Annotated in this window: 22 protein-coding genes, 1 tRNA gene, 1 other RNA gene and 1 riboswitch; of the genes, 21 read left to right on the top strand and 3 right to left on the bottom strand. The window is 43.4% G+C overall.

Features of this window, described 5'->3' with window-relative positions:
- Positions 1-75 precede the first annotated feature (75 nt).
- Positions 76-1,443, bottom strand: coding sequence for an aspartate kinase (locus tag QT716_RS15440; protein ID WP_317937044.1), 1,368 nt, complete (start codon positions 1,441-1,443; stop codon positions 76-78).
- A gap of 157 nt (positions 1,444-1,600) precedes the next feature.
- On the opposite strand from QT716_RS15440, the gene QT716_RS15435 reads away from it, so the two are divergent.
- The 3 genes from QT716_RS15435 to thrB are packed head-to-tail and all read left to right on the top strand — an operon-like array spanning position 1,601 to position 4,852.
- Complete coding sequence (locus QT716_RS15435; RefSeq protein WP_317937043.1) at positions 1,601-2,893, top strand: homoserine dehydrogenase; 1,293 nt, start codon at positions 1,601-1,603, stop codon at positions 2,891-2,893.
- A gap of 3 nt (positions 2,894-2,896) precedes the next feature.
- Positions 2,897-3,955 carry a threonine synthase gene (gene thrC, locus QT716_RS15430; RefSeq protein ID WP_317937042.1) on the top strand — a complete coding sequence of 353 codons (1,059 nt, stop codon included), beginning with the start codon at positions 2,897-2,899 and terminating at the stop codon, positions 3,953-3,955.
- The gene (gene thrB, locus QT716_RS15425; RefSeq protein ID WP_317937040.1) at positions 3,956-4,852 is read left to right on the top strand and encodes a homoserine kinase; all 897 of its coding nucleotides are present in this window, start codon (positions 3,956-3,958) and stop codon (positions 4,850-4,852) included. It begins immediately after the preceding gene.
- A 147-nt stretch (positions 4,853-4,999) separates the two neighbouring features.
- Here the strand turns inward: thrB and QT716_RS15420 are convergent.
- Positions 5,000-5,092: transfer RNA gene (locus QT716_RS15420), tRNA-Ser, on the bottom strand.
- Positions 5,093-5,231: 139 nt separating this feature from the next.
- Here QT716_RS15420 and ffs point away from each other — a divergent pair.
- The 16 genes from ffs to rsmI all read left to right on the top strand — a co-directional run bounded on the left by ffs (position 5,232) and on the right by rsmI (position 16,314).
- An RNA gene (gene ffs, locus QT716_RS15415) (signal recognition particle sRNA large type) lies at positions 5,232-5,499 on the top strand.
- 195 nt (positions 5,500-5,694) lie between these two features.
- Positions 5,695-7,485: a DNA polymerase III subunit gamma/tau gene (gene dnaX / locus QT716_RS15410; protein WP_317937038.1), complete on the top strand. Its 1,791-nt coding sequence runs from the start codon at positions 5,695-5,697 to the stop codon at positions 7,483-7,485.
- Between the two features lie 25 nt (positions 7,486-7,510).
- The gene (locus tag QT716_RS15405) at positions 7,511-7,831 is read left to right on the top strand and encodes a YbaB/EbfC family nucleoid-associated protein (RefSeq protein ID WP_317937037.1); all 321 of its coding nucleotides are present in this window, start codon (positions 7,511-7,513) and stop codon (positions 7,829-7,831) included.
- Between the two features lie 11 nt (positions 7,832-7,842).
- Complete coding sequence (recR, locus tag QT716_RS15400; protein WP_317937035.1) at positions 7,843-8,439, top strand: recombination mediator RecR; 597 nt, start codon at positions 7,843-7,845, stop codon at positions 8,437-8,439.
- The gene (locus QT716_RS15395; RefSeq protein ID WP_317937034.1) at positions 8,436-8,666 is read left to right on the top strand and encodes a YaaL family protein; all 231 of its coding nucleotides are present in this window, start codon (positions 8,436-8,438) and stop codon (positions 8,664-8,666) included. The genes recR and QT716_RS15395 overlap by 4 nt, the downstream gene beginning before the upstream one ends.
- 63 nt (positions 8,667-8,729) lie before the next feature.
- Positions 8,730-8,993, top strand: coding sequence for a pro-sigmaK processing inhibitor BofA family protein (locus tag QT716_RS15390; protein ID WP_317937033.1), 264 nt, complete (start codon positions 8,730-8,732; stop codon positions 8,991-8,993).
- A 106-nt stretch (positions 8,994-9,099) separates the two neighbouring features.
- A complete protein-coding gene (locus QT716_RS15385; RefSeq protein ID WP_317937032.1) occupies positions 9,100-10,551 on the top strand; it encodes an aminotransferase class I/II-fold pyridoxal phosphate-dependent enzyme in 1,452 nt (483 codons plus the stop codon).
- Positions 10,544-11,173 carry a dTMP kinase gene (tmk, locus tag QT716_RS15380; RefSeq protein ID WP_317937031.1) on the top strand — a complete coding sequence of 210 codons (630 nt, stop codon included), beginning with the start codon at positions 10,544-10,546 and terminating at the stop codon, positions 11,171-11,173. The genes QT716_RS15385 and tmk overlap by 8 nt, the downstream gene beginning before the upstream one ends.
- A 46-nt stretch (positions 11,174-11,219) precedes the next feature.
- A complete protein-coding gene (locus tag QT716_RS15375) occupies positions 11,220-11,549 on the top strand; it encodes a cyclic-di-AMP receptor (protein ID WP_040285226.1) in 330 nt (109 codons plus the stop codon).
- A gap of 21 nt (positions 11,550-11,570) precedes the next feature.
- Entirely contained in the window at positions 11,571-12,011 is a 441-nt protein-coding gene (locus tag QT716_RS15370; RefSeq protein WP_317937030.1) for a YaaR family protein, read from the top strand.
- Between the two features lie 151 nt (positions 12,012-12,162).
- Positions 12,163-13,170 (top strand): DNA polymerase III subunit delta', encoded by a 1,008-nt coding sequence (gene holB, locus QT716_RS15365; RefSeq protein ID WP_317937029.1) that lies wholly within the window; start codon positions 12,163-12,165, stop codon positions 13,168-13,170.
- Positions 13,163-13,981 carry a PSP1 domain-containing protein gene (locus QT716_RS15360; protein ID WP_317937028.1) on the top strand — a complete coding sequence of 273 codons (819 nt, stop codon included), beginning with the start codon at positions 13,163-13,165 and terminating at the stop codon, positions 13,979-13,981. The genes holB and QT716_RS15360 overlap by 8 nt, the downstream gene beginning before the upstream one ends.
- Before the next feature lie 21 nt (positions 13,982-14,002).
- A complete protein-coding gene (gene yabA / locus QT716_RS15355) occupies positions 14,003-14,362 on the top strand; it encodes a DNA replication initiation control protein YabA (RefSeq protein ID WP_317937060.1) in 360 nt (119 codons plus the stop codon).
- 80 nt (positions 14,363-14,442) lie between these two features.
- Positions 14,443-15,195 carry a tRNA1(Val) (adenine(37)-N6)-methyltransferase gene (locus QT716_RS15350; protein ID WP_317937027.1) on the top strand — a complete coding sequence of 251 codons (753 nt, stop codon included), beginning with the start codon at positions 14,443-14,445 and terminating at the stop codon, positions 15,193-15,195.
- On the top strand, positions 15,179-15,448 hold the full coding sequence (locus tag QT716_RS15345) for a GIY-YIG nuclease family protein (RefSeq protein ID WP_317937026.1): 270 nt from the start codon (positions 15,179-15,181) through the stop codon (positions 15,446-15,448). The genes QT716_RS15350 and QT716_RS15345 overlap by 17 nt, the downstream gene beginning before the upstream one ends.
- Entirely contained in the window at positions 15,445-16,314 is an 870-nt protein-coding gene (rsmI, locus tag QT716_RS15340; protein ID WP_317937025.1) for a 16S rRNA (cytidine(1402)-2'-O)-methyltransferase, read from the top strand. The genes QT716_RS15345 and rsmI overlap by 4 nt, the downstream gene beginning before the upstream one ends.
- Before the next feature lie 60 nt (positions 16,315-16,374).
- Here the strand turns inward: rsmI and QT716_RS15335 are convergent, their stop codons facing one another.
- Positions 16,375-16,650 carry an AbrB/MazE/SpoVT family DNA-binding domain-containing protein gene (locus tag QT716_RS15335; RefSeq protein WP_125102737.1) on the bottom strand — a complete coding sequence of 92 codons (276 nt, stop codon included), beginning with the start codon at positions 16,648-16,650 and terminating at the stop codon, positions 16,375-16,377.
- Between the two features lie 295 nt (positions 16,651-16,945).
- A riboswitch (SAM riboswitch) is annotated at positions 16,946-17,058 on the top strand.
- 147 nt (positions 17,059-17,205) lie between these two features.
- Between QT716_RS15335 and QT716_RS15330 the strand changes: the two genes are divergently transcribed.
- Complete coding sequence (locus tag QT716_RS15330; protein ID WP_317937024.1) at positions 17,206-18,231, top strand: methionine ABC transporter ATP-binding protein; 1,026 nt, start codon at positions 17,206-17,208, stop codon at positions 18,229-18,231.
- Positions 18,221-18,883 (top strand): methionine ABC transporter permease, encoded by a 663-nt coding sequence (locus QT716_RS15325; protein WP_317937022.1) that lies wholly within the window; start codon positions 18,221-18,223, stop codon positions 18,881-18,883. Before QT716_RS15330 ends, QT716_RS15325 begins: the two co-directional genes overlap by 11 nt.
- Positions 18,884-18,914: the final 31 nt, after the last annotated feature.

Here is an 18,914-nt window from a genome sequence, read left to right as displayed (position 1 = left end):
AAATGCAGCCAACAGATCGACAAACATAAAAAGAGCAGGCTCGGATCAATCCGAACTTGCTCTTTTCATCAAACTTTACACATGTGCCACTGCTGTCTGGAAAAACTCTTCGTAAAGAGCCCTTAAGACAGGAGTTTCGTCTTTTCTATGAATTCCAAATACGAGGCTGACCTCAGTAGAACCCTGATTGATCATTTGAATGCTAGCACCCGTCTTTGCAATTGCTGATGCAGCACGCGCAGTCAAACCAGTTGTATCCCGCATACGTTCTCCAACAAGCACGACCATCGAATAATCTTGGCGGAAATACGCATCGTCTGCATCTAACTCTTCTTTCACCCGACGTACTATACGGGCTTCTTTTTCTTCCGTTAAAAACGTATCCCGAATAATGACGGACATGTTATCAATTCCTGAAGGTGTATGCTCAAATGGAATTTCTTCATCTTCCAAGATTTCTAGCAACCGCCGACCGAAGCCGATTTCGACGTTCATTAAATACTTGTCGACAAATAGGGTTGAAAAGCCGTTGTCAGCTGCAATTCCAACAACTGGACGTGTGCCGCACTCACGCTCTTTCACAATCATTGTGCCACGTGCACTCGGGTTGTTTGTGTTCTTGATACACACAGGGATCGAGTGCAAAAACGCAGGACGTAATGCTTCGTCGTGGAATACTGTGAAACCCGCATAGGAAAGCTCGCGCATTTCTCGGTACGTCATCGTATGGATAGCACATGGCTGATCGACAACGGTAGGATTTGCGGAAAAGACTGAATCGACATCGGTGAAGTTTTCATATAGTTCAGCACGTGTTGCAGCAGCAAGCAAGGAGCCGGTAATGTCTGAACCGCCACGATTGAATGTACGGAGTGTTCCGTCTTTTGTGTAACCAAAGAAGCCTGGGAACACCACAATGCCATTCCGATTCCTTAAATCAGCTAAAAGTGTTTCACCTTCAGGAAGCGCTTGAACCCGTTGTGGACGTTCGTTTACTAATAGTCCGCCATCTCTCGGACAGACATATGCTGCTTCCATACCAACTGATTGCAAATAGGCAGCGATAAGTTTTGCATTGTTGTCTTCACCGGATGCTTTTAAGATATCCATAAAAAGAATCGGATCTTGTTTGTCTAGAGCGAGGCGCTGACGTAAGTCTTTTTCAATTACCTTGTTGATGGAATCATTCAGACCCAACCCTTCGGAAATTTCGTGATAGCGCGTTAAAACTTGTTGAAGTTCTGACTCCGTATCTTGACCTATCAACGCTTTTTCCGCTAGAAGAATGAGGAGATCGGTCACTTTGGTATCCTCACTGTACCGTTTACCAGGTGCGGAGACGACAATAATTTTTCGGGATGAATCGGAATGGATAATGTTTGCTACTTTTTTAATTTGTTGAGCCGTTGCAACAGACGTTCCGCCAAATTTACAAACTTTCATTTAACCAGATCCAATCTTTAATTAATTGTGACTTGTGTGATATATTGAATAACAATACCATGATAGGGTTGTTCTGTGAAGACTTAATCTTTATACTGTCTTTATGGCATGGACAATTGTTGTTACATAGTGTACATACAGCGAGGAGAATCGTCAAATGAGAAATGAAATTGGAATAGGGTTACTTGGTTTTGGAGTGGTAGGCAGCGGTGTTGCAAAGATTTTACACAACCATCGTGAAGATTTGCAGCACAAGTTAGGAGTGCCTGTGCGCATTAAGCGTGTCTTGATAAAAAATAAAAACAAAGAACGGAAGACTGAATTGCCGAAAGAGGCATTCACAGATCAGCTGGACGACTTGCTGAATGATGAGGGAATCGACTTCATCGTAGAAGTATTCGGCGGTACGAATGATGCAAAAACCGCAATAGAGCGCTCTTTAAAAGCAGGGAAAGGTGTTGTCACAGCAAACAAAGACGTCATGGCAGTCCACGGCAAAGAATTGCTCGCCCTAGCCGATGAGAAAGGCTGTGATTTGTTCTATGAAGCGAGTGTAGGGGGAGGAATTCCACTGATTCGTACGCTCGAGGATGGACTTGCATCTGATCGGATTACATCGTTACTTGGAATTGTAAATGGAACAACGAACTTTATCCTCACGAAGATGAAGGAAGAGAAAAAGACGTATGAGGACGCACTTGCTGAAGCGACTGCACTTGGCTATGCGGAGGCTGACCCATCTGCAGATGTTGATGGTATTGATGCTGCCCGCAAAATGGCAATTATTGCTTCCTTGTCGTTTTCTACAGAAGTACATTTGGACGACGTGTTTGTGCGCGGTATGAGTGTTATTGAAGATGGAGACTTGGAGCTTGCGGAACAATTCGGTTATACCATTAAGATGGCAGGGTCTGCGAAAAAGGATGAAAACGGCATTGAAGTGGCGGTAGAACCTGTTTTCTTTAAAAACGAACACCCGTTGTCTTCTATTAACAATGAATTTAATGCAGTGTACGTTTATGGAGATGCTGTCGGGGAAACTATGTTTTATGGACCAGGTGCAGGCTCGTTACCGACAGCGACATCTGTCACGTCAGATATCGTAGCTGCTTGTCGGAATCTGTTACTTGGAGTGAATGGAAAACGGATCCATTCCTATCAATATAAGCGCAAAGTGAAGTCGGACAAGCAAAAGTTCGCAAGTTATTTCCACAGAATTTCCGTACAGGATGAAGTCGGTGTACTGTCCCGCTTATCTTCAATTTACAGCCGAAATAACGCGAGCTTGGCAACTGTGATTCAACATGCAGATCCGAAGCGCGAGGATGCAGACTTAATCTTCATTACCCATACAATATCCAGGGAACAACATTTGAAAGTCATTGAAGAATTGAACTCAGAACCAGAAGTAAATGGTGTTCTAAGCCATTATCGAGTAGAGGGGGACTGACCGATGAGACGATGGAATGGACTTATAGATGAGTATCGGGAATGGCTCCCAGTATCTGAGCAAACACCGGATTTAACATTACAAGAAGGAAATACACCACTCATTCACTTGAAAAACCTATCTGAACAGTGGGGTGTCAATTTGTATGTGAAAACGGAAGGTGCCAATCCTACTGGATCATTTAAAGACCGCGGAATGGTGATGGCGGTTGCAAAAGCGAAAGAAGAAGGTAAAACAACATTGATTTGTGCGTCAACAGGAAACACATCTGCATCCGCCGCGGCTTATGGTGCACGTGCAGGGATGCGTACAATTGTCGTCATACCTGAAGGACGGATTGCACTCGGAAAACTGGCACAAGCTAAAATGTATGGCGCTGAAATCCTTGAAATTGAAGGCAACTTCGATGAAGCGTTACAAATGGTGCGTGAAGCAGGCGGAGGCGACATTGCACTAGTGAATTCCGTTAATCCGTACAGATTAGAAGGCCAAAAGACGATTGCATTTGAAACGATTGAGCAACTTGGCAGTGTTCCAGACATCTTTGCACTTCCAGTAGGAAATGCCGGTAATATTTCAGCAGCATGGAAAGGCTTTACAGAGTATGCAGAGAAAAAAGGCGGAAACAAGCCACAACTGTTAGGCGTTCAAGCGGATGGTGCAGCACCGATTGTTTATGGCCGTGTATTCGACGAACCTGAGACTGTTGCAACTGCAATTCGCATCGGGAATCCAGCGAGCTGGCACTTAGCGGAAACTGCGTTATCTGAGTCTGACGGACATATTTTGTCTGTCACGGATGAAGAGATATTAGAAGCGTACAGTATGCTTGCTGCAACAGACGGTGTATTTGCAGAACCTGCCTCTTGCGCAACGATTGCCGGCTTGAAAAAGCGAATTGAAGCGGGAGAGATTAAGAAAGGAACTACGATAGTAGGTGTTTTAACGGGGAATGGCTTGAAAGATCCCGAAACTGCAATTCGTGTGAATGATGGGAAACCATTCATGACGCGCGCAGAATTTGAAGCATTCGCAGCCGGCTTGAAAAAGGAGGCGAAGTAAATGGGATTTACTCCGTTTACCGTGACCGTCCCAGCAACGACTGCAAACCTTGGTCCAGGCTTTGACAGCATTGGCATGGCGCTGTCACTTTATATGACAGTTGACGTTGAACCCTCGGACAAATGGTCAGTCATTTATGAAAATGAAGAGATGAAAAACTTGCCGAATAACGAGGATAATTTGATTGTCCAAACGATTGGTAAAGTTGTTCGTCGGGCAGGACGGGAAACCATTCCGTGCACATTGAAGGTCAACTCACAAATTCCACTTGGTAAAGGACTAGGAAGCAGTGCCGCGGCTATTGCCGCAGGAATTGAAATCGCGGATCACGTTCACGAACTCAAGATGAACGCTAAGGAGAAAATGTGGTTCGGTGTCGGGATTGAAGGGCACTCCGATAATGTGACGGCAGCGATTGCCGGCGGCGTTACGATTTCCTTTTATGATCATACATCACTCGAAGTCATGCCGTTTGATGCTCCGCCAATTGGAGGGATTGTACTGGTCCCGCCGGTTGAGCTGAAAACAGATCATTCCAGGGGACTTCTTCCACACCAATTGGATCATAGTAAAGCTACGGAAGGCAGTGCTGCAAGCAGTCTAATGGCAGCAGCACTTGCCAAAGGTGAGTGGTCGCTTGTGGGCCGTATGATGGATCGCGACATTTTCCATGAACCCTATCGCAAGAAAATGTTTCCTGATTTTGACGCCGTTCGCGAGGCCAGCCATGCTCATGGCGCTTATGGAATGACATTGAGCGGCGCGGGACCTTCTTTGTTTGTCGCAGTCCATTCCGGGCGTGAAGAAGAGGCTGCTCGTGTACTGGAAGAGAAGTTTCCTTATTACAAGTGTATTGCTGTAACACCTGTTGCAAAAGGTGCGACAGTCAGTTCATAGATGATAAACAGAAGCCATTCTTAAGAAGCTTTTAAGATTGGCATTTGTTTTATCGTAATTAAAACAAATGAAAAAAGCTGTTCACGACCAGGTTTCCCTTTTCGATGAACAGCTTTTTTCTATGTTATAAAGAGTAAAACTTATGTATGGAGGAGGTAGAGGGATTCGAACCCCCGCGGGTTTTGACACCCCTGTCGGTTTTCAAGACCGATCCCTTCAGCCGAACTTGGGTATACCTCCGTGTAAGACAATTAATAATATATCAAGCATCGAAAAAGAAGTCAATAGTTTTAACGAAAGAAATTCACTTTGAAAAGTAGATGAGCGTTCTATAGGTTAAAGTTGATTTTTTAGACACTTCCTCGTATAATAAAAACTGCCGTGCTAGGTGGGGAGGTAGCGGTGCCCTATAACTTGCAATCCGCTCTAGCAAGACTGAATTCCTTTCCCGAGGCTGTCCGTATTGTAGGGTCTGCCTTTTGCACGTAGTGTTGACATTTGGGTCCTGCGCAATGGGAACCCATGAACCATGTCAGGTCCGGAAGGAAGCAGCATTAAGTGGAATTTCTCATGTGCCGCGGGGTCGCCTAAATCGAGCCAACGACAAGAGTAACGCTTATGTGCGGCAGTCGAAGGAAGGTGCACGGCGTACATATCAAAGCCTCTCATCCCTATGTGGATGGGAGGCTTTCTTGTTTGAAAAATGTGAAAATCATTTAACTATCTTGGACTTCCCAACTTCGAAATACAGTAGAAAACACATCTGTTGAACAACGTCTTATGCGTTGTTTTGTGGTATACTAATAGGAATGAATGAAACGAAAAGAAAGGGGAGCGGACGGTTGAGTTATCAAGCTTTTTACCGGGTATACCGGCCTCAGACATTTCATGAAATGTCAGGACAGCAACATGTGAAACAAACACTTCAAAACGCTCTCCTCCATAACAAAACGACTCATGCCTATTTGTTTTCTGGCCCCCGCGGTACTGGTAAAACGAGTGCCGCCAAGATTTTTGCTAAAGCATTGAATTGCGAAAATGGACCTGCGAAAGAACCGTGTAATGAGTGTGAGTCATGTCGTACTATTACAGAAGGATCGAATACAGACGTTATTGAATTTGACGCAGCTTCTAACTCCCGTGTTGAAGAAATGCGGGATATTATCGAAAAGGTCCGATATGCTCCAGCTTCTTCTAAATACAAGGTCTATATTATTGACGAAGTGCATATGCTTTCAAACTCTGCGTTCAATGCGTTATTGAAGACATTGGAAGAACCTCCGTCACACGCGGTATTCATACTGGCAACGACTGAACCTCACAAATTGCCGCTAACTATTATTTCTCGCTGCCAGCGATTTGACTTTAAACCAATTACCGCCGCGGAGATCGTGGAGCGAATGACACATGTGTTGGATGATGCAAATATAGACGCGGATAATAGCGCGCTGAAAGTGATTGCACAAGCTGCTTCAGGTGGAATGCGGGATGCTCTCAGTATGCTGGATCAGGTTGTATCTTTCAGTGGTGATCGTGTAACAGCAGAAGAAGCACTTCTTGTCACAGGGTCTGTCGGCGAAGACATCTTTCATGAATTAGCGGAGGCCTTGCTCACGAAAGACGCGGGTGTTGCCTTAACGTTATTGAATCGTCTTATTGCAGAAGGAAAAGACGTTTCCCGGTTAGCTGAAGACTTGATAACCTTTTTCCGGGACCTGCTGTTATTGCATACAGCCCCGGAGCTCACGGACTTACTGGAAGTCGTTTCAGGGGATGAACGTTTTGTTGCCCTGGCGCAATCGTTTGAGCCGGATACGTTGTATGCCTATATCGATATATTAGGGGAGACCCAGCAAGAAATGCGTTTTTCTAATCATGCAAAAGTGTATATTGAATCTGCCCTATTGAAGATGGTGCAAACTCGCGGGACTTCCGCTTCACAAAATGGAGTGAGTACGGCCTCACCTGAATTGGAGCAAAAAATTGCAGCGCTTGAGCGTATTGTGGGTGAATTACAGCAACAACTTGCAGCTGGAGGCGGGGGTGCGCAGTCAGGTGAAAAAGCCCCTGCTGCACGTAAGAATTCATCAAACAATGCGCGCGCTTATAAAATTCCAACAGGGAAAGTGCATCAAGTGCTAAATGCAGCGACTAAGGCAGATATCGGTGTTATTCGAGAAGAGTGGGCACGCATGATGCAATCGATGCAGCGATCTCATTCTGCACTTCTGGAAGAAACGGAGCCTGTTGCGGCATCGGACAGTGCATTTGTGTTAAAATTCAAATATGAAATCCATTGCCTCATGGCTTCTGAAAATGCATCCCTTCGATCAGGACTTGCAGAAGCCTTGCGTCAACAAACAGGCAAAGCGTACGATGTCGTCTATGTACCTGAAGAAGGATGGCTGAAAGTAAGAGAGGATTTCATACGTAAGAGTGGTCTGTCTAAGCAACATTCACAGCAAGAGGGACGTCCAGCAAATAGCGAGGATGGATCCGATGCTTCAGAAACGCAAGAGTCGCAAGAAGTACCAGCATTTCTTGTTGGTGCTGAATTGACGCAAGAAGATCCGATTGTTTCAGAAGCAGAAAAGCTATTTGGAAAAGAATTCATTACCGTCCATGACGAGTAACTTAACTTAAAAGGAGGAAAACAGTATGCGTGGTATGGGAAATATGCAAGGTATGATGAAACAAATGCAAAAGATGCAAAAGCAAATGGCGGAAGCTCAGGAAAAACTAGGTGATGAGCGTTTAGAAGGTGCAGCTGGCGGCGGTATGGTGAAAGTCATCGTATCTGGCGATAAAAAAGTTGTTGACGTTATTGTAGATCCTTCAGTAATCGATCCTGAAGACGCTGAAATGTTACAAGACTTAATTGTTATCGCTACAAACGATGCCATGGAAAAAGCAGAGGAATTAACTAATTCTACGATGGGGCAATTCACGAAGGGATTGAACCTTCCCGGAATGTTCTAGGAGGCAACCACATGCATTACCCTGAACCGATTTCAAAACTGATTGACAGTTTTATGAAACTGCCAGGTATCGGCCCAAAAACTGCGGGCCGTCTGGCGTTTTTTGTGTTGAGTATGAAAGAAGATACTGTACTTGATTTCGCTAAAGCTCTTGTGGATGCCAAAAGAAATTTGCGATTCTGTTCTGTTTGCGGACACATCACAGATATCGATCCTTGTCACATTTGCCAAGACCAATCACGTGATCGTTCTCTTATCTGTGTTGTACAAGATCCAAAAGACGTCATCGCCATGGAGAAAATGCGCGACTATAAAGGACTCTATCACGTTCTGCACGGTGCCATTTCTCCAATGGATGGGATTGGCCCCGAAGACATTAATGTACCTGATTTGTTGAAGAGACTACAAGATGAAGAGATTGAAGAACTCATTCTTGCTACGAATCCAACCATTGAAGGAGAAGCCACGGCTATGTACATTTCTAGACTTGTAAAGCCCTCAGGTATCCCGACAAGCCGAATTGCTCACGGACTACCAGTTGGCGGAGATTTAGAGTACGCAGACGAAGTGACGTTGTCGAAAGCTTTAGAAGGGCGGCGTCAACTGTGAAACGTTCTGGAGGGCTGTTTCGACGGAAACATAAAATAAAACGTGAATATGATGAAAAGCTGCGTGCACTTATGCTCGATACACGCGAAGAGTGGGAACGTGCAAAATCGATTGAAAAGTATGCGGATGATTTCGACCAAGAAGTGTTAATCCACAGAAAAATCGCAGAGTGCAACCACTTTTACCTATATAAAGAGGCAAAAATCAGAAATCTCGGTATTGAGTGAACTAAAAGAGGAATGCTTTGCATAGACTGCTAGTAGTCTATTGTAAAGGGGGCAGCTTCTGTTATGAAAGTTGCTTTAATTCTCGCACTCGGTGTTGTTCTGCTGTTTGTTCTACGTTTGACCAAGCCCCAACTTCAGCAAGCAGCTGAAAAGATTTCGATTTTATGGTTTCGACTTGCCTTTGCATTTTTGGTTCTATTTATCTTGAACATTGCAGGCGGATTTGTCGGTCTTTACGTCCCTATTAACATTGGATCAGGATTTTTGCTCGCTGTTCTTGGAATACCGGGACTTGCATCTTTACTTGTCCTTGCTGTTTTTCTTTAATGCAGAAGAATTGAACGAAGTGTTACCATGAAGTCAGCCGAATGCCGCGCTGACTTTTTTACATAGAACAAGCAGAAGAAACAAATTCTTTAGAAAGAGGTGAGAAATGATGAACCAGAATAGAAAGCCTGTAGTCGAGGCTTTAGAAAAGTTTCAAGCCTCCCGCCCGATATCATTCCATGTCCCTGGACACAAACACGGGATGCTTTCAAATCTCCCATTGGGAATGAAAGAAGCACTTCGATATGATGTTACAGAGTTAGCGGGACTGGATGATTTACATGCTCCGACCGAAATACTGGCAGAAGCACAAATGTTACTAGCGGATACTTACGGAGCAGAATGCAGTTACTTTCTCGTGAATGGATCGACTGTAGGGAACTTAGCAATGATTCGGACAATCTGTGAACCTGGCGATACATTATTAGTTCAGCGTAACGCACACAAATCGGTATTTCATGCGATGGAGCTGGCGGGTGCGCATGCCGTGTTGTTAACACCAGAATGGGACGAGCGGACATGCACAGCAGGTGCTGTTTCATTGGCTACTGTCAAAGACGCGTTAGACAAGCATCCCGAGGCAAAAGGAGTTTTCATAACCTATCCGACTTATTATGGGACAACAGGTACAGAACTGTCTCAAATCACAGAAAGCGCACATGAACAAAATATACCTGTCTTGGTGGATGAAGCACATGGCGCTCATTTCGTTGCAGGGGCTCCTTTTCCTCCATCCGCACTCGATTTGGGCGTAGATATCACGGTGCAATCTGCTCACAAAACGTTATCAGCGATGACTCAAGCTTCATTTTTACACGTGAAGTCCGATTTGGTAGACGTTACACGATTAGCGCGATTGCTCTCCATGCTTCAAACCAGTAGTCCGTCTTATCTGTTACTCGCTTCTTTAGATGATGCGCGCGAACTGATTGCAAATTACTCAGAAGGGGACAAACAAGAGTTTTTGACATGGCGTCAGGTTTTCATTCAACAGCTTAATAAGATTGAGACGCTGGAAGTGATTGAGACTGAAGATCCACTGAAGATTTTACTGCGCCAAAAAGAAGCATCGGGGTATAAGCTGCAGCAAACACTGGAACAAGGTGGAATCTATACAGAGCTTGCGGATGAGCGCCAAGTACTTTTTGTTCTCCCGCTTGTCGTAAAAAATGAATCGTACCCAATAGAATCTATTTGCAAGGACATTGCCACCGCTGTTAAAAACATGAAAGTTGAATCATCTCAACCAAGCAAAACGGATGAATCATTTAATGAAAGTTCACATAAACTAGTGATTACAACAAGTAGTCAACCTAAAAAAGATACACAGTGGGTTGTCTGTGAGTTAGCGATTGGACGGCAAGCAGCTTCACCCATTATTCCATATCCACCGGGGATTCCTCTTGTTCTTAACGGAGAGTTGTTAAACGAACAACAAGTTCAGGACATTCGACGAATGCTGGAAGCAGGCGCGAAGTTTCAAGGCGGGGTAAAATCTGATGGACATACTATTGAATTTGAAGTTTTGAACGTACAAGGAGAAGATGTCCATGACTAAAGGAATATTTATCACATTCGAAGGACCTGAAGGCGCTGGGAAAACAACGGTGATCAAAGAGATTCATCATAGACTGCAACAGCTCGGAAAGCACTCCGTGTTAACTAGGGAACCAGGCGGCATCAGGATTGCAGAAAAGATCAGAACAATTATTTTGGATAATGATCATGAAGAGATGGACGGAAGAACAGAGGCATTACTCTATGCAGCTGCCAGACGTCAGCATCTTACAGAGAAGGTTGTGCCCGCTCTAGAAGATGGAGCGATTGTTTTGTGCGATCGTTTCGTTGACAGCTCACTAGCTTATCAAGGATATGCAAGAGGTTTAGGAATCGATGAGGTGCTCGCTATTAACGAGTTTGCCATCAACGGTGTAATGCCGCAGCATACCCTTTACTTTGACCTTCCTCCTGAAGAAGGCTTAGCAAGAATTGCAGCAAGTGGTGATCGAGAACAAAACCGCTTGGATAATGAAGCATTGCAATTTCATAAGGACGTCTGCGAAGGATATCGACTTGTTCGAAAACGTTTTCCAGAGCGAATTGAAACTATAGATGCAACAGGCTCGGTAAAAGCTGTAACTGAGATTGTTTGGGAAAGAGTTGCATCGTTCATTTCTTGAACCATTTCATGGTATAATGAAAGAAAGCGGAAAAGGAGAGATACCCGTGAAACTTATAGTGGCTGTAGTACAAGACCAAGATAGTAACCGACTTTCATCGGCATTGACGAAGGGTGACTTTCGTGCAACCAAATTGGCGAGTACAGGTGGTTTTTTGAAATCAGGGAACACGACTTTCTTAATTGGTACAGACGATAGTCTTGTGCCAAAGTGTTTAGACCTGATTCGAGATAACTGCCGTTCGCGCGATCAGATGGTAGCACCTGTCTCACCAATGGGCGGCAATGCGGACTCCTACATTCCATATCCGGTTGAAGTTGAAGTCGGTGGAGCAACTGTTTTTGTTCTGCCAATTGAACAGTTCCGTCATTTCTGATCTACATCGGAGTGAATTCAAATGAAAGTGAATAACGAGTATAGAGCGGGTCTTGAGAAAATGCGCAATGACCCGTTAAAATCTCCTCTAGGAGGAGAGCGGTTTGGTCAAATGATTCAAAAACAAGAATCACGCCTGCATGGAGAACAAATTTCGCGCTTATTAGGTGATATCTCCACAGCGGGTGACCGGCTGGCCCGGTCTCGCAACTTAAGGGACATGGCGAAATTTAAAATGCTTATTAAACGGTTTCTGAAAGAGTCCGTCGAAACAGGGCTTGGCTTGAAACAGTCTCATACGTGGAACCAATATGGAGAGGGAAGACGTCTAAAGATTGTCGAGACGATCGATCAAAAGTTGATTGAACTGTCTGAACAACTGCTAATAGACGAGGAGTCTTCCGTAGACCTTCTGGCTAAAATTGGTGAAATAAAGGGACTTCTCATCAATCTATATACATGAGGACGTTTTCTGATAGTAGAGAAAGCGTCTTTTTTATACGAAACGCGCTGTGGATTCATGATTTTAAGTACTTCTGGCCATAAGAAGAAACAGTTAAGACTCATATTGTTCAAGAGAACGCTTTTTATAAATTTCTCAGAGGAGGCAGTATATGGAGAAACAGTTTAAAAGTCGACTTATAACTGAACAACCGGCGATTGCTGCTAGATTCAGTGCTGCCTACCGCAACCATCGTATCGGACATGCCTATTTGTTCGATGGAGAAATAGGCATTGGAAAACACGATGCAGCGCTATATTTTGCTCAATTAGTACTGTGTGAAAATGCAGTCGAAAATGTTCCATGTGGAACATGCAGTGCTTGTAAGCGTGTGGCTTCGCAGAATCACCCGAACATCTTGACAATTGAACCCGACGGACAGGATATTAAAAAAGACCAAATGTCAGCATTACTTTCTGTCATGACAAAAAAGGGTTATGAGAGTGGACGACGTATTTATATAATTGAGAGAGCCCATCGGATGAATACAGCAGCAGCTAATGCACTGCTCAAATTTCTCGAAGAACCTGAAGGTGCTGTGACGGCAATCCTGCTGACAGATGCTTATCACATGGTATTACCCACGATTCAGTCTAGATGCCAGCGTATATCATTTCTTCCACCAAAACGTGAACAAATGATTGAAACGTTGAAATCCCAAGGGATTTCACCTTCAATTGCAGCTACCGTAACATCCCTCACAGCAGATGCAAATCGAGCAACTGAGCTTTCCGCTGATGAGCAGTTTTTACAGTTGCGAAAAACAGTGGTAAAATTAGTTCAAGCTGTCGATCATCACGTAACAGACGCATTATTGCTTATACAGTCCGAGTGGGGTCCGTTTCTCAAAGAAAAAGAAGACACGGAGATGGGGCTGGACTTGCTAATGTACATTTACCGTGATATTGTGGCGAAGAAAGCAGGGCTGTCTGCAATACCCGCATATCCAGATCTAGATGAGTTCATAACGAGCCTTGCTATGAAAATGACGTATGATCAGTTATCTGCGGTGTTGGAAGTAATATTGCAGGCGAAAAAACAATTGCATCGTAATATGCACCGTACGCTATTAATGGAGCAATTGGTGCTCAGTATGCAGGAGGGGTTATTCGTTGTATAACGTTGCAGGAGTCCGCTTTAAAAAAGCGGGTAAAATACATTATTTTGACCCAATGGACTATGACTTGAAAGTTGACGATTATGTAATCGTCGAATCTGCCCGGGGCACGGAATATGGAAAAGTAGTTAGTATGATGGTGGATATGGATGGTTCGGACTTAGTACTGCCTTTGAAAAAGGTCATTCGTCCTGCAAGTACTGAGGACAAAGACAAAGTAGAAGAGAACCAGCTTGATGCTAACAAAGCCTTTACTACTTGTGTTGAAAAAATTAATGAACATAAGTTAGATATGAAACTCGTCGATGTAGAATATACATTTGATCGAAATAAAGTAATTTTCTATTTTACAGCAGAAGGCCGAGTGGACTTTAGAAACTTAGTGAAGGATTTAGCCTCTATTTTTAGAACAAGAATCGAGTTGCGTCAGATCGGTGTGCGAGATGAAGCGAAAATGCTTGGTGGAATTGGTCCTTGTGGAAGAATGCTTTGCTGCTCTACATTCCTCGGTGATTTCGAACCCGTATCTATCAAAATGGCAAAAGATCAAAATCTTTCATTGAATCCTTCAAAGATTTCTGGACTATGCGGAAGGTTAATGTGCTGTTTGAAGTATGAGAATGACGAGTATGAGGAAGCTAAAGCACTAATGCCTGATATTGGAACAAGAATTGAAACACCAGATGGTTCAGGAAAAGTAGTCGGTTTAAACTTACTAGAACGTTTACTAAAAGTGAAGTTAAGTGACCAAGACCAAACACTTGAATACTCTTGGGAAGAACTGTCGGAGAAGACGGGACAGCCCGTTAATTGATGAAGTGGTGAGGTGACGAAGTTGAAAGAAGGGAACTTTCTCGATAAGGTAATCGAATACGAACAACAACTGGACTCTATGCATAAGCAATTCCGTGAGATTATCGGTTTTGTAGCCAAGATGACGGAAGAGAACCATTCACTTCAACTTGAGAACCATCATCTGCGTGCCCGTCTGGATGAGTTGGATCAGCAAACTAAAATCGCTGCCGATAAGAAAGCTGATGAACGTTCGCAGCGAGCAGACGTTGGCGAAGGCGTAGACAATTTAGCTCGCATTTATAATGAAGGATTTCACGTGTGTAACGTCCATTATGGCAGTACACGAAAAGGTGAAGACTGCCTGTTTTGTCTCTCGTTTTTAAGTAAACAAAATTTGTGAATTTTAGCCGATCCCTATTAGTATTTAGGAATCGGCTTTTCTATATTAGAGAGGCTATATTATTTTAAAAGGAGTATCTGATGGAACCAATAGAATTACAGGGCGATGAACGCCTTGATTACTTACTCGCAGAGAATTTGAAAATTATCCAAAGCCCTTCTGTTTTTTCTTTTTCGTTGGATGCAGTTTTGCTGGCACGATTTGCATATATGCCGATTAGACAAGGTAAAATTGTAGATTTGTGTTCAGGAAATGGAGCAATACCACTTTTTTTAAGTGCTCGCACCTCTGCTGAAATTACAGCGATAGAACTTCAAGAACAGCTGGCAGACATGGCGACCCGGAGTATATCTTACAATAACTTGGATCGTCAAATTACGATGTTATGTGACGATGTAATCGGAATCGCTGCGAAGATAGGGTATGACAAATACGACGTTGTTACATGCAATCCACCGTATTTTAAAGCAAATGAACTGAGTGAAACAAATAAAAAAGAACCTTTGACGATTGCTCGCCATGAAGTGAAGCTGAACCTGGATCAGGCAATACGCTCCGCTAGTGAACTACTTAAGCAAGGTGGGAAAGCTGCATTTGTTCATCGTCCAGGTCGACTTCTTGATATTGTTACATCCATGCGAGCGAATCGACTAGAGCCAAAACGTATCCGATTTGTGTATCCAAAAGAAGGCAAAGAAGCAAATATGCTGCTGATTGAAGGGACGAAGGACGGTAAGCCAGATCTTAAAGTTCTTCCACCACTGTATGTTTATAAGAATGACGGTACCTATACAGAAGAAGTGAGGACTTTGTTGTATGGAACAGAAGCCTGATCATTTCTTTTACGTGCTCGAATGCAACGATGGCTCCTTTTACGGAGGATATACAACGGATTTAGATCGCAGAGTTTCGATGCATAATGCAGGCAAGGGTGCAAAGTATACGAGAGCAAGAGGCCCTGTTCGATGTATCCATCAGGAAAGTTTCGAAACGAAGCGAGAAGCAATGCAGGCAGAGTACAGATTTAAACAACTGACTCGCATTGCAAAAGAAAAATATTTGAAGCGAGGGGAGGCAGACAAATGATTACGCAAAAAAGTGCTGAATTCCAGCAGGGTGCCTTATATTTAGTAGGTACGCCAATTGGCAACTTAGAGGACATGAGCTACCGTGCGATACGCATTCTTCAAGAAGCTGACTTAATAGCGGCAGAAGATACGAGGAATACCGTTAAGCTCTCCAATCATTTCGATATTAACACGCCGTTCATGAGTTATCACGAACATAATATTGAAGTAGGCGGACGAAAAATTTTAGAGCTGCTTGCACAAGGGAAGACTGTTGCACTCGTTAGCGACGCGGGTATGCCTTGCATCTCAGACCCTGGCGCAGACATTGCAGAGAAAGCGATTGCGGAAGGATATGCGGTTATCCCTGTGCCGGGACCAAATGCTGCAATAAGTGCCTTAGTGGCATCCGGGATTTCTGCTCAACCTTTCCTGTTTTATGGATTTTTAGACAGACAGAAGAAAAAACGCCGTGTTCAATTGGAATCTTTAAGAAATCGGCAAGAAACCTTGCTTTTTTACGAGGCACCTCACAGATTAAAAGAGACACTTCGCGCGTTGGAAGAACAATTCGGTCCTGACCGTCGCATTACATTAGCTAGAGAATTAACGAAGCGATATGAAGAATTCATTAGAGGTACCATTGAAGAAGCGCTAGATTGGGCAGAATCGACAGAAATCCGTGGGGAGTTTTGCTTAGTTGTTGAAGGTTCGGCTGAAGCGGAAGCTCAAGAAGAAGAGTGGTGGAGCGAACTGTCTGCTGTTGAACATGTACAACAGCTAATGGAGCAACGAGGGTGTTCTTCAAAAGAGGCAATTCGTGAAGCGGCAACAGAACGAGGCGTGAGTAAAAGAGAAGTATATCAAGCCTATCATATCGATTGAAAAAATAACATCTATCCCTACTTAAGTAGGGATAGATGTTATTCAAATAAAACCATTAAATCAAGACATTTTTCCTTCGATTTCAGCGATAAGCTGCTTTGCACCTTCGGGACTTAAAATTAATTTACCATCAATCAGTGTCAAATTGTCATCTGATACTTCTCCAGTTACTGAACAAGTCATGTTTGGCATGTATTTTTTTAAGATGATTTTGTCATCATCCACGTAGATTTCTAGTGCATCTTTTTGTGCTATGCCGAGAGTTCGACGTAATTCGATAGGGATAACTACACGGCCAAGTTCGTCGACCTTACGTACGATTCCAGTAGATTTCATATCCGGTTTCCTCCTAAATAGTAATTGTGATTCGTCAAATTTCGACATTTTTCTCTTGTCTGTTTATTATCATACCAAGTCTTCCAATTAACGTCAATAAAGAAAGCCATAAACTATTAAATGAATAATAGATACATGGAAATTACACACAAACATGAATCAAAATTACAGACTTGAGGCAAAAGAGTAATTTTTGCTAACAATTATTTAAAAATTAAAAAGAGGTTGACTTCCCTAGGGATTCAATTTATAGTTGAAAACAATTCTTGCGACAATCGAATAGCAATACATCACTTTCTTATCCAGAGAGATCGAGGGGCAGGCCCTATGACATCTCGGCAGCGGGTTCACTACACGTGAACACTGTGCCAATTCCTGCAAATGCATTGTGCATTTGGAAGATGAGAACTGAGATGGTTTCAAATTATATTGAAGCCCTCTTTTTTCTCGTTTTAATGAGAAAAAAGAGGGCTTTTTTCGTTCAACCAAAAGAAAGTTCGATGACTGCACTCATTGCTGCACAGAATCATTTCAACAAGAAAAGGAGAATCCAGCGTGATTGAATTCAAACAAGCAGCGAAAACATTTCAAATCGGAAAGCGAGAAGTAACGGCAGTTAATAATGTGAGCCTGTCCGTTGCACAGGGAGAGATCTTTGGCATCATCGGGTTCAGCGGTGCAGGGAAAAGCACATTACTGCGTCTCGTTAATATGCTGGAGCGCCCAACCGCAGGGGCAATTCAAGTGCAAGGAGTAGATCTTGCCTCTCTTTCGCAAAAAGAATTAAGAAAGCTTAGACGTCGGATCGGTATGATCTTTCAAAACTTTAATTTGTTTACATCCCGAACAGTTGCGGGGAATGTAGCCTACCCGCTTAAACTAGGCGGCGTACCTAAGAAAGAAATAAACGCGCGAGTAACGGAGTTATTGAGCTTTGTCGGACTGTCTGACAAAGCGAACGATTACCCTGAGCAACTTTCAGGCGGTCAAAAGCAGCGTGTAGGAATTGCAAGGGCTTTGGCGACATCACCAGATATATTGATTTGCGATGAGGCGACTTCAGCCTTAGATCCGGATACGACAGCAGATATTCTTAGGCTTTTAAAAAAGGTGAACAAGGAACTTGGGATCACGATTTTATTGATCACACATGAAATGCACGTCATTCAAGAAATATGTGATCGTGTTGCTGTGATGGAAGATGGAGAAGTAATTGAAACAGGATCTGTTTTCGACACATTTACAAATCCACAGCACTCGACTACACGGCGTTTCATCCAGTCTGTACAGCAGGATCTCCCCTCCGATGCATTACTTAAAGAGTGGCGTGCTAAGGGAGGAAGAAAACTGTATCGTGTCATTTTTAAAGGTGAAGTAGCGAGTGATCCTGTTCTTTCCAGACTTACACAGCAATTCGGAGTAAATTTCAATATTGTGTATGGTTCTATTCGTGAACTGCAAGAGAAATTTTTTGGGAATTTGTTAGTTTCATTTGATGGAGATAGGCATGCAGTAGACCTGCTACTTACTGCATTGAGAGAAACCGTGGAAATTGAGGAGGTTGCTGTTCATGAAAGTTGATTGGACCACATTTTGGCCAAGAATTATAGAATCGACAGGTGAGACAGTCCTCATGGTCATTGCAACGCTCATCTTTGGCTCGATTTTAGGAATCAGTATCGGTTTACTGCTTTACGTAACGAGAAAAGGAAATATTTTAGAAAAACAATGGCTGTTTCAGACCTTGAATATCCTTATCAATATCATACGTCCAATCCCATTCATCATATTTCTTGTTGCACTGAGTCCTGTAACAAGAGCGGTTGTAGGTTCTACAATCGGGACATGGGCGGCAATTTTTCCAATGACAATCGCAGCTTCATTCGGAATCGCGAGAATCGTAGAAAATAATCTAGTCGGAATAGAGCCGGGTGTTGTTGAAGCAGCTAAAGCAATGGGAGCGAGCCCTTTTCAAATCATTTTCACAGTTCTAATACCAGAAGCGCTTGGTCCCCTAATTCTCGGGTTAACCTTCGTGACCATTAGTTTAATCGACTTCTCGGCTATGGCAGGTACTGTCGGCGGAGGAGGATTGGGGCACGTTGCGATGACGTACGGATATCAGCGTTTTGATGGAAGTGTCATGCTGGTTACAGTAGTGATTCTTATTATTTTAGTTCAAGTTGCTCAATGGATAGGGAACACGTTCTCTAGAAAAGTTATGAGACGTTAGCATTTTATTTAACACATACTTGGAGGCGATT

It is taken from the genome of Sporosarcina aquimarina, from assembly GCF_033253705.1.
GTDB lineage: Bacteria > Bacillota > Bacilli > Bacillales_A > Planococcaceae > Sporosarcina > Sporosarcina aquimarina.
This window is presented reverse-complemented; position numbering and strand designations above follow the sequence as displayed.

Coding starts and splice junctions, on each gene's coding strand:
- QT716_RS15440 (WP_317937044.1), bottom strand. CDS start 1,443: ATGAAAGTTTGTAAATTTGGCGGAACGTCTGTTGCAACGGCTCAACAA.
- recR (WP_317937035.1), top strand. CDS start 7,843: ATGCATTACCCTGAACCGATTTCAAAACTGATTGACAGTTTTATGAAA.
- rsmI (WP_317937025.1), top strand. CDS start 15,445: ATGATTACGCAAAAAAGTGCTGAATTCCAGCAGGGTGCCTTATATTTA.
- QT716_RS15345 (WP_317937026.1), top strand. CDS start 15,179: ATGGAACAGAAGCCTGATCATTTCTTTTACGTGCTCGAATGCAACGAT.
- QT716_RS15350 (WP_317937027.1), top strand. CDS start 14,443: ATGGAACCAATAGAATTACAGGGCGATGAACGCCTTGATTACTTACTC.
- QT716_RS15370 (WP_317937030.1), top strand. CDS start 11,571: ATGAAAGTGAATAACGAGTATAGAGCGGGTCTTGAGAAAATGCGCAAT.
- QT716_RS15405 (WP_317937037.1), top strand. CDS start 7,511: ATGCGTGGTATGGGAAATATGCAAGGTATGATGAAACAAATGCAAAAG.
- thrC (WP_317937042.1), top strand. CDS start 2,897: ATGAGACGATGGAATGGACTTATAGATGAGTATCGGGAATGGCTCCCA.
- tmk (WP_317937031.1), top strand. CDS start 10,544: ATGACTAAAGGAATATTTATCACATTCGAAGGACCTGAAGGCGCTGGG.
- QT716_RS15435 (WP_317937043.1), top strand. CDS start 1,601: ATGAGAAATGAAATTGGAATAGGGTTACTTGGTTTTGGAGTGGTAGGC.
- QT716_RS15385 (WP_317937032.1), top strand. CDS start 9,100: ATGATGAACCAGAATAGAAAGCCTGTAGTCGAGGCTTTAGAAAAGTTT.
- holB (WP_317937029.1), top strand. CDS start 12,163: ATGGAGAAACAGTTTAAAAGTCGACTTATAACTGAACAACCGGCGATT.
- QT716_RS15325 (WP_317937022.1), top strand. CDS start 18,221: ATGAAAGTTGATTGGACCACATTTTGGCCAAGAATTATAGAATCGACA.
- thrB (WP_317937040.1), top strand. CDS start 3,956: ATGGGATTTACTCCGTTTACCGTGACCGTCCCAGCAACGACTGCAAAC.
- QT716_RS15390 (WP_317937033.1), top strand. CDS start 8,730: ATGAAAGTTGCTTTAATTCTCGCACTCGGTGTTGTTCTGCTGTTTGTT.
- QT716_RS15335 (WP_125102737.1), bottom strand. CDS start 16,650: ATGAAATCTACTGGAATCGTACGTAAGGTCGACGAACTTGGCCGTGTA.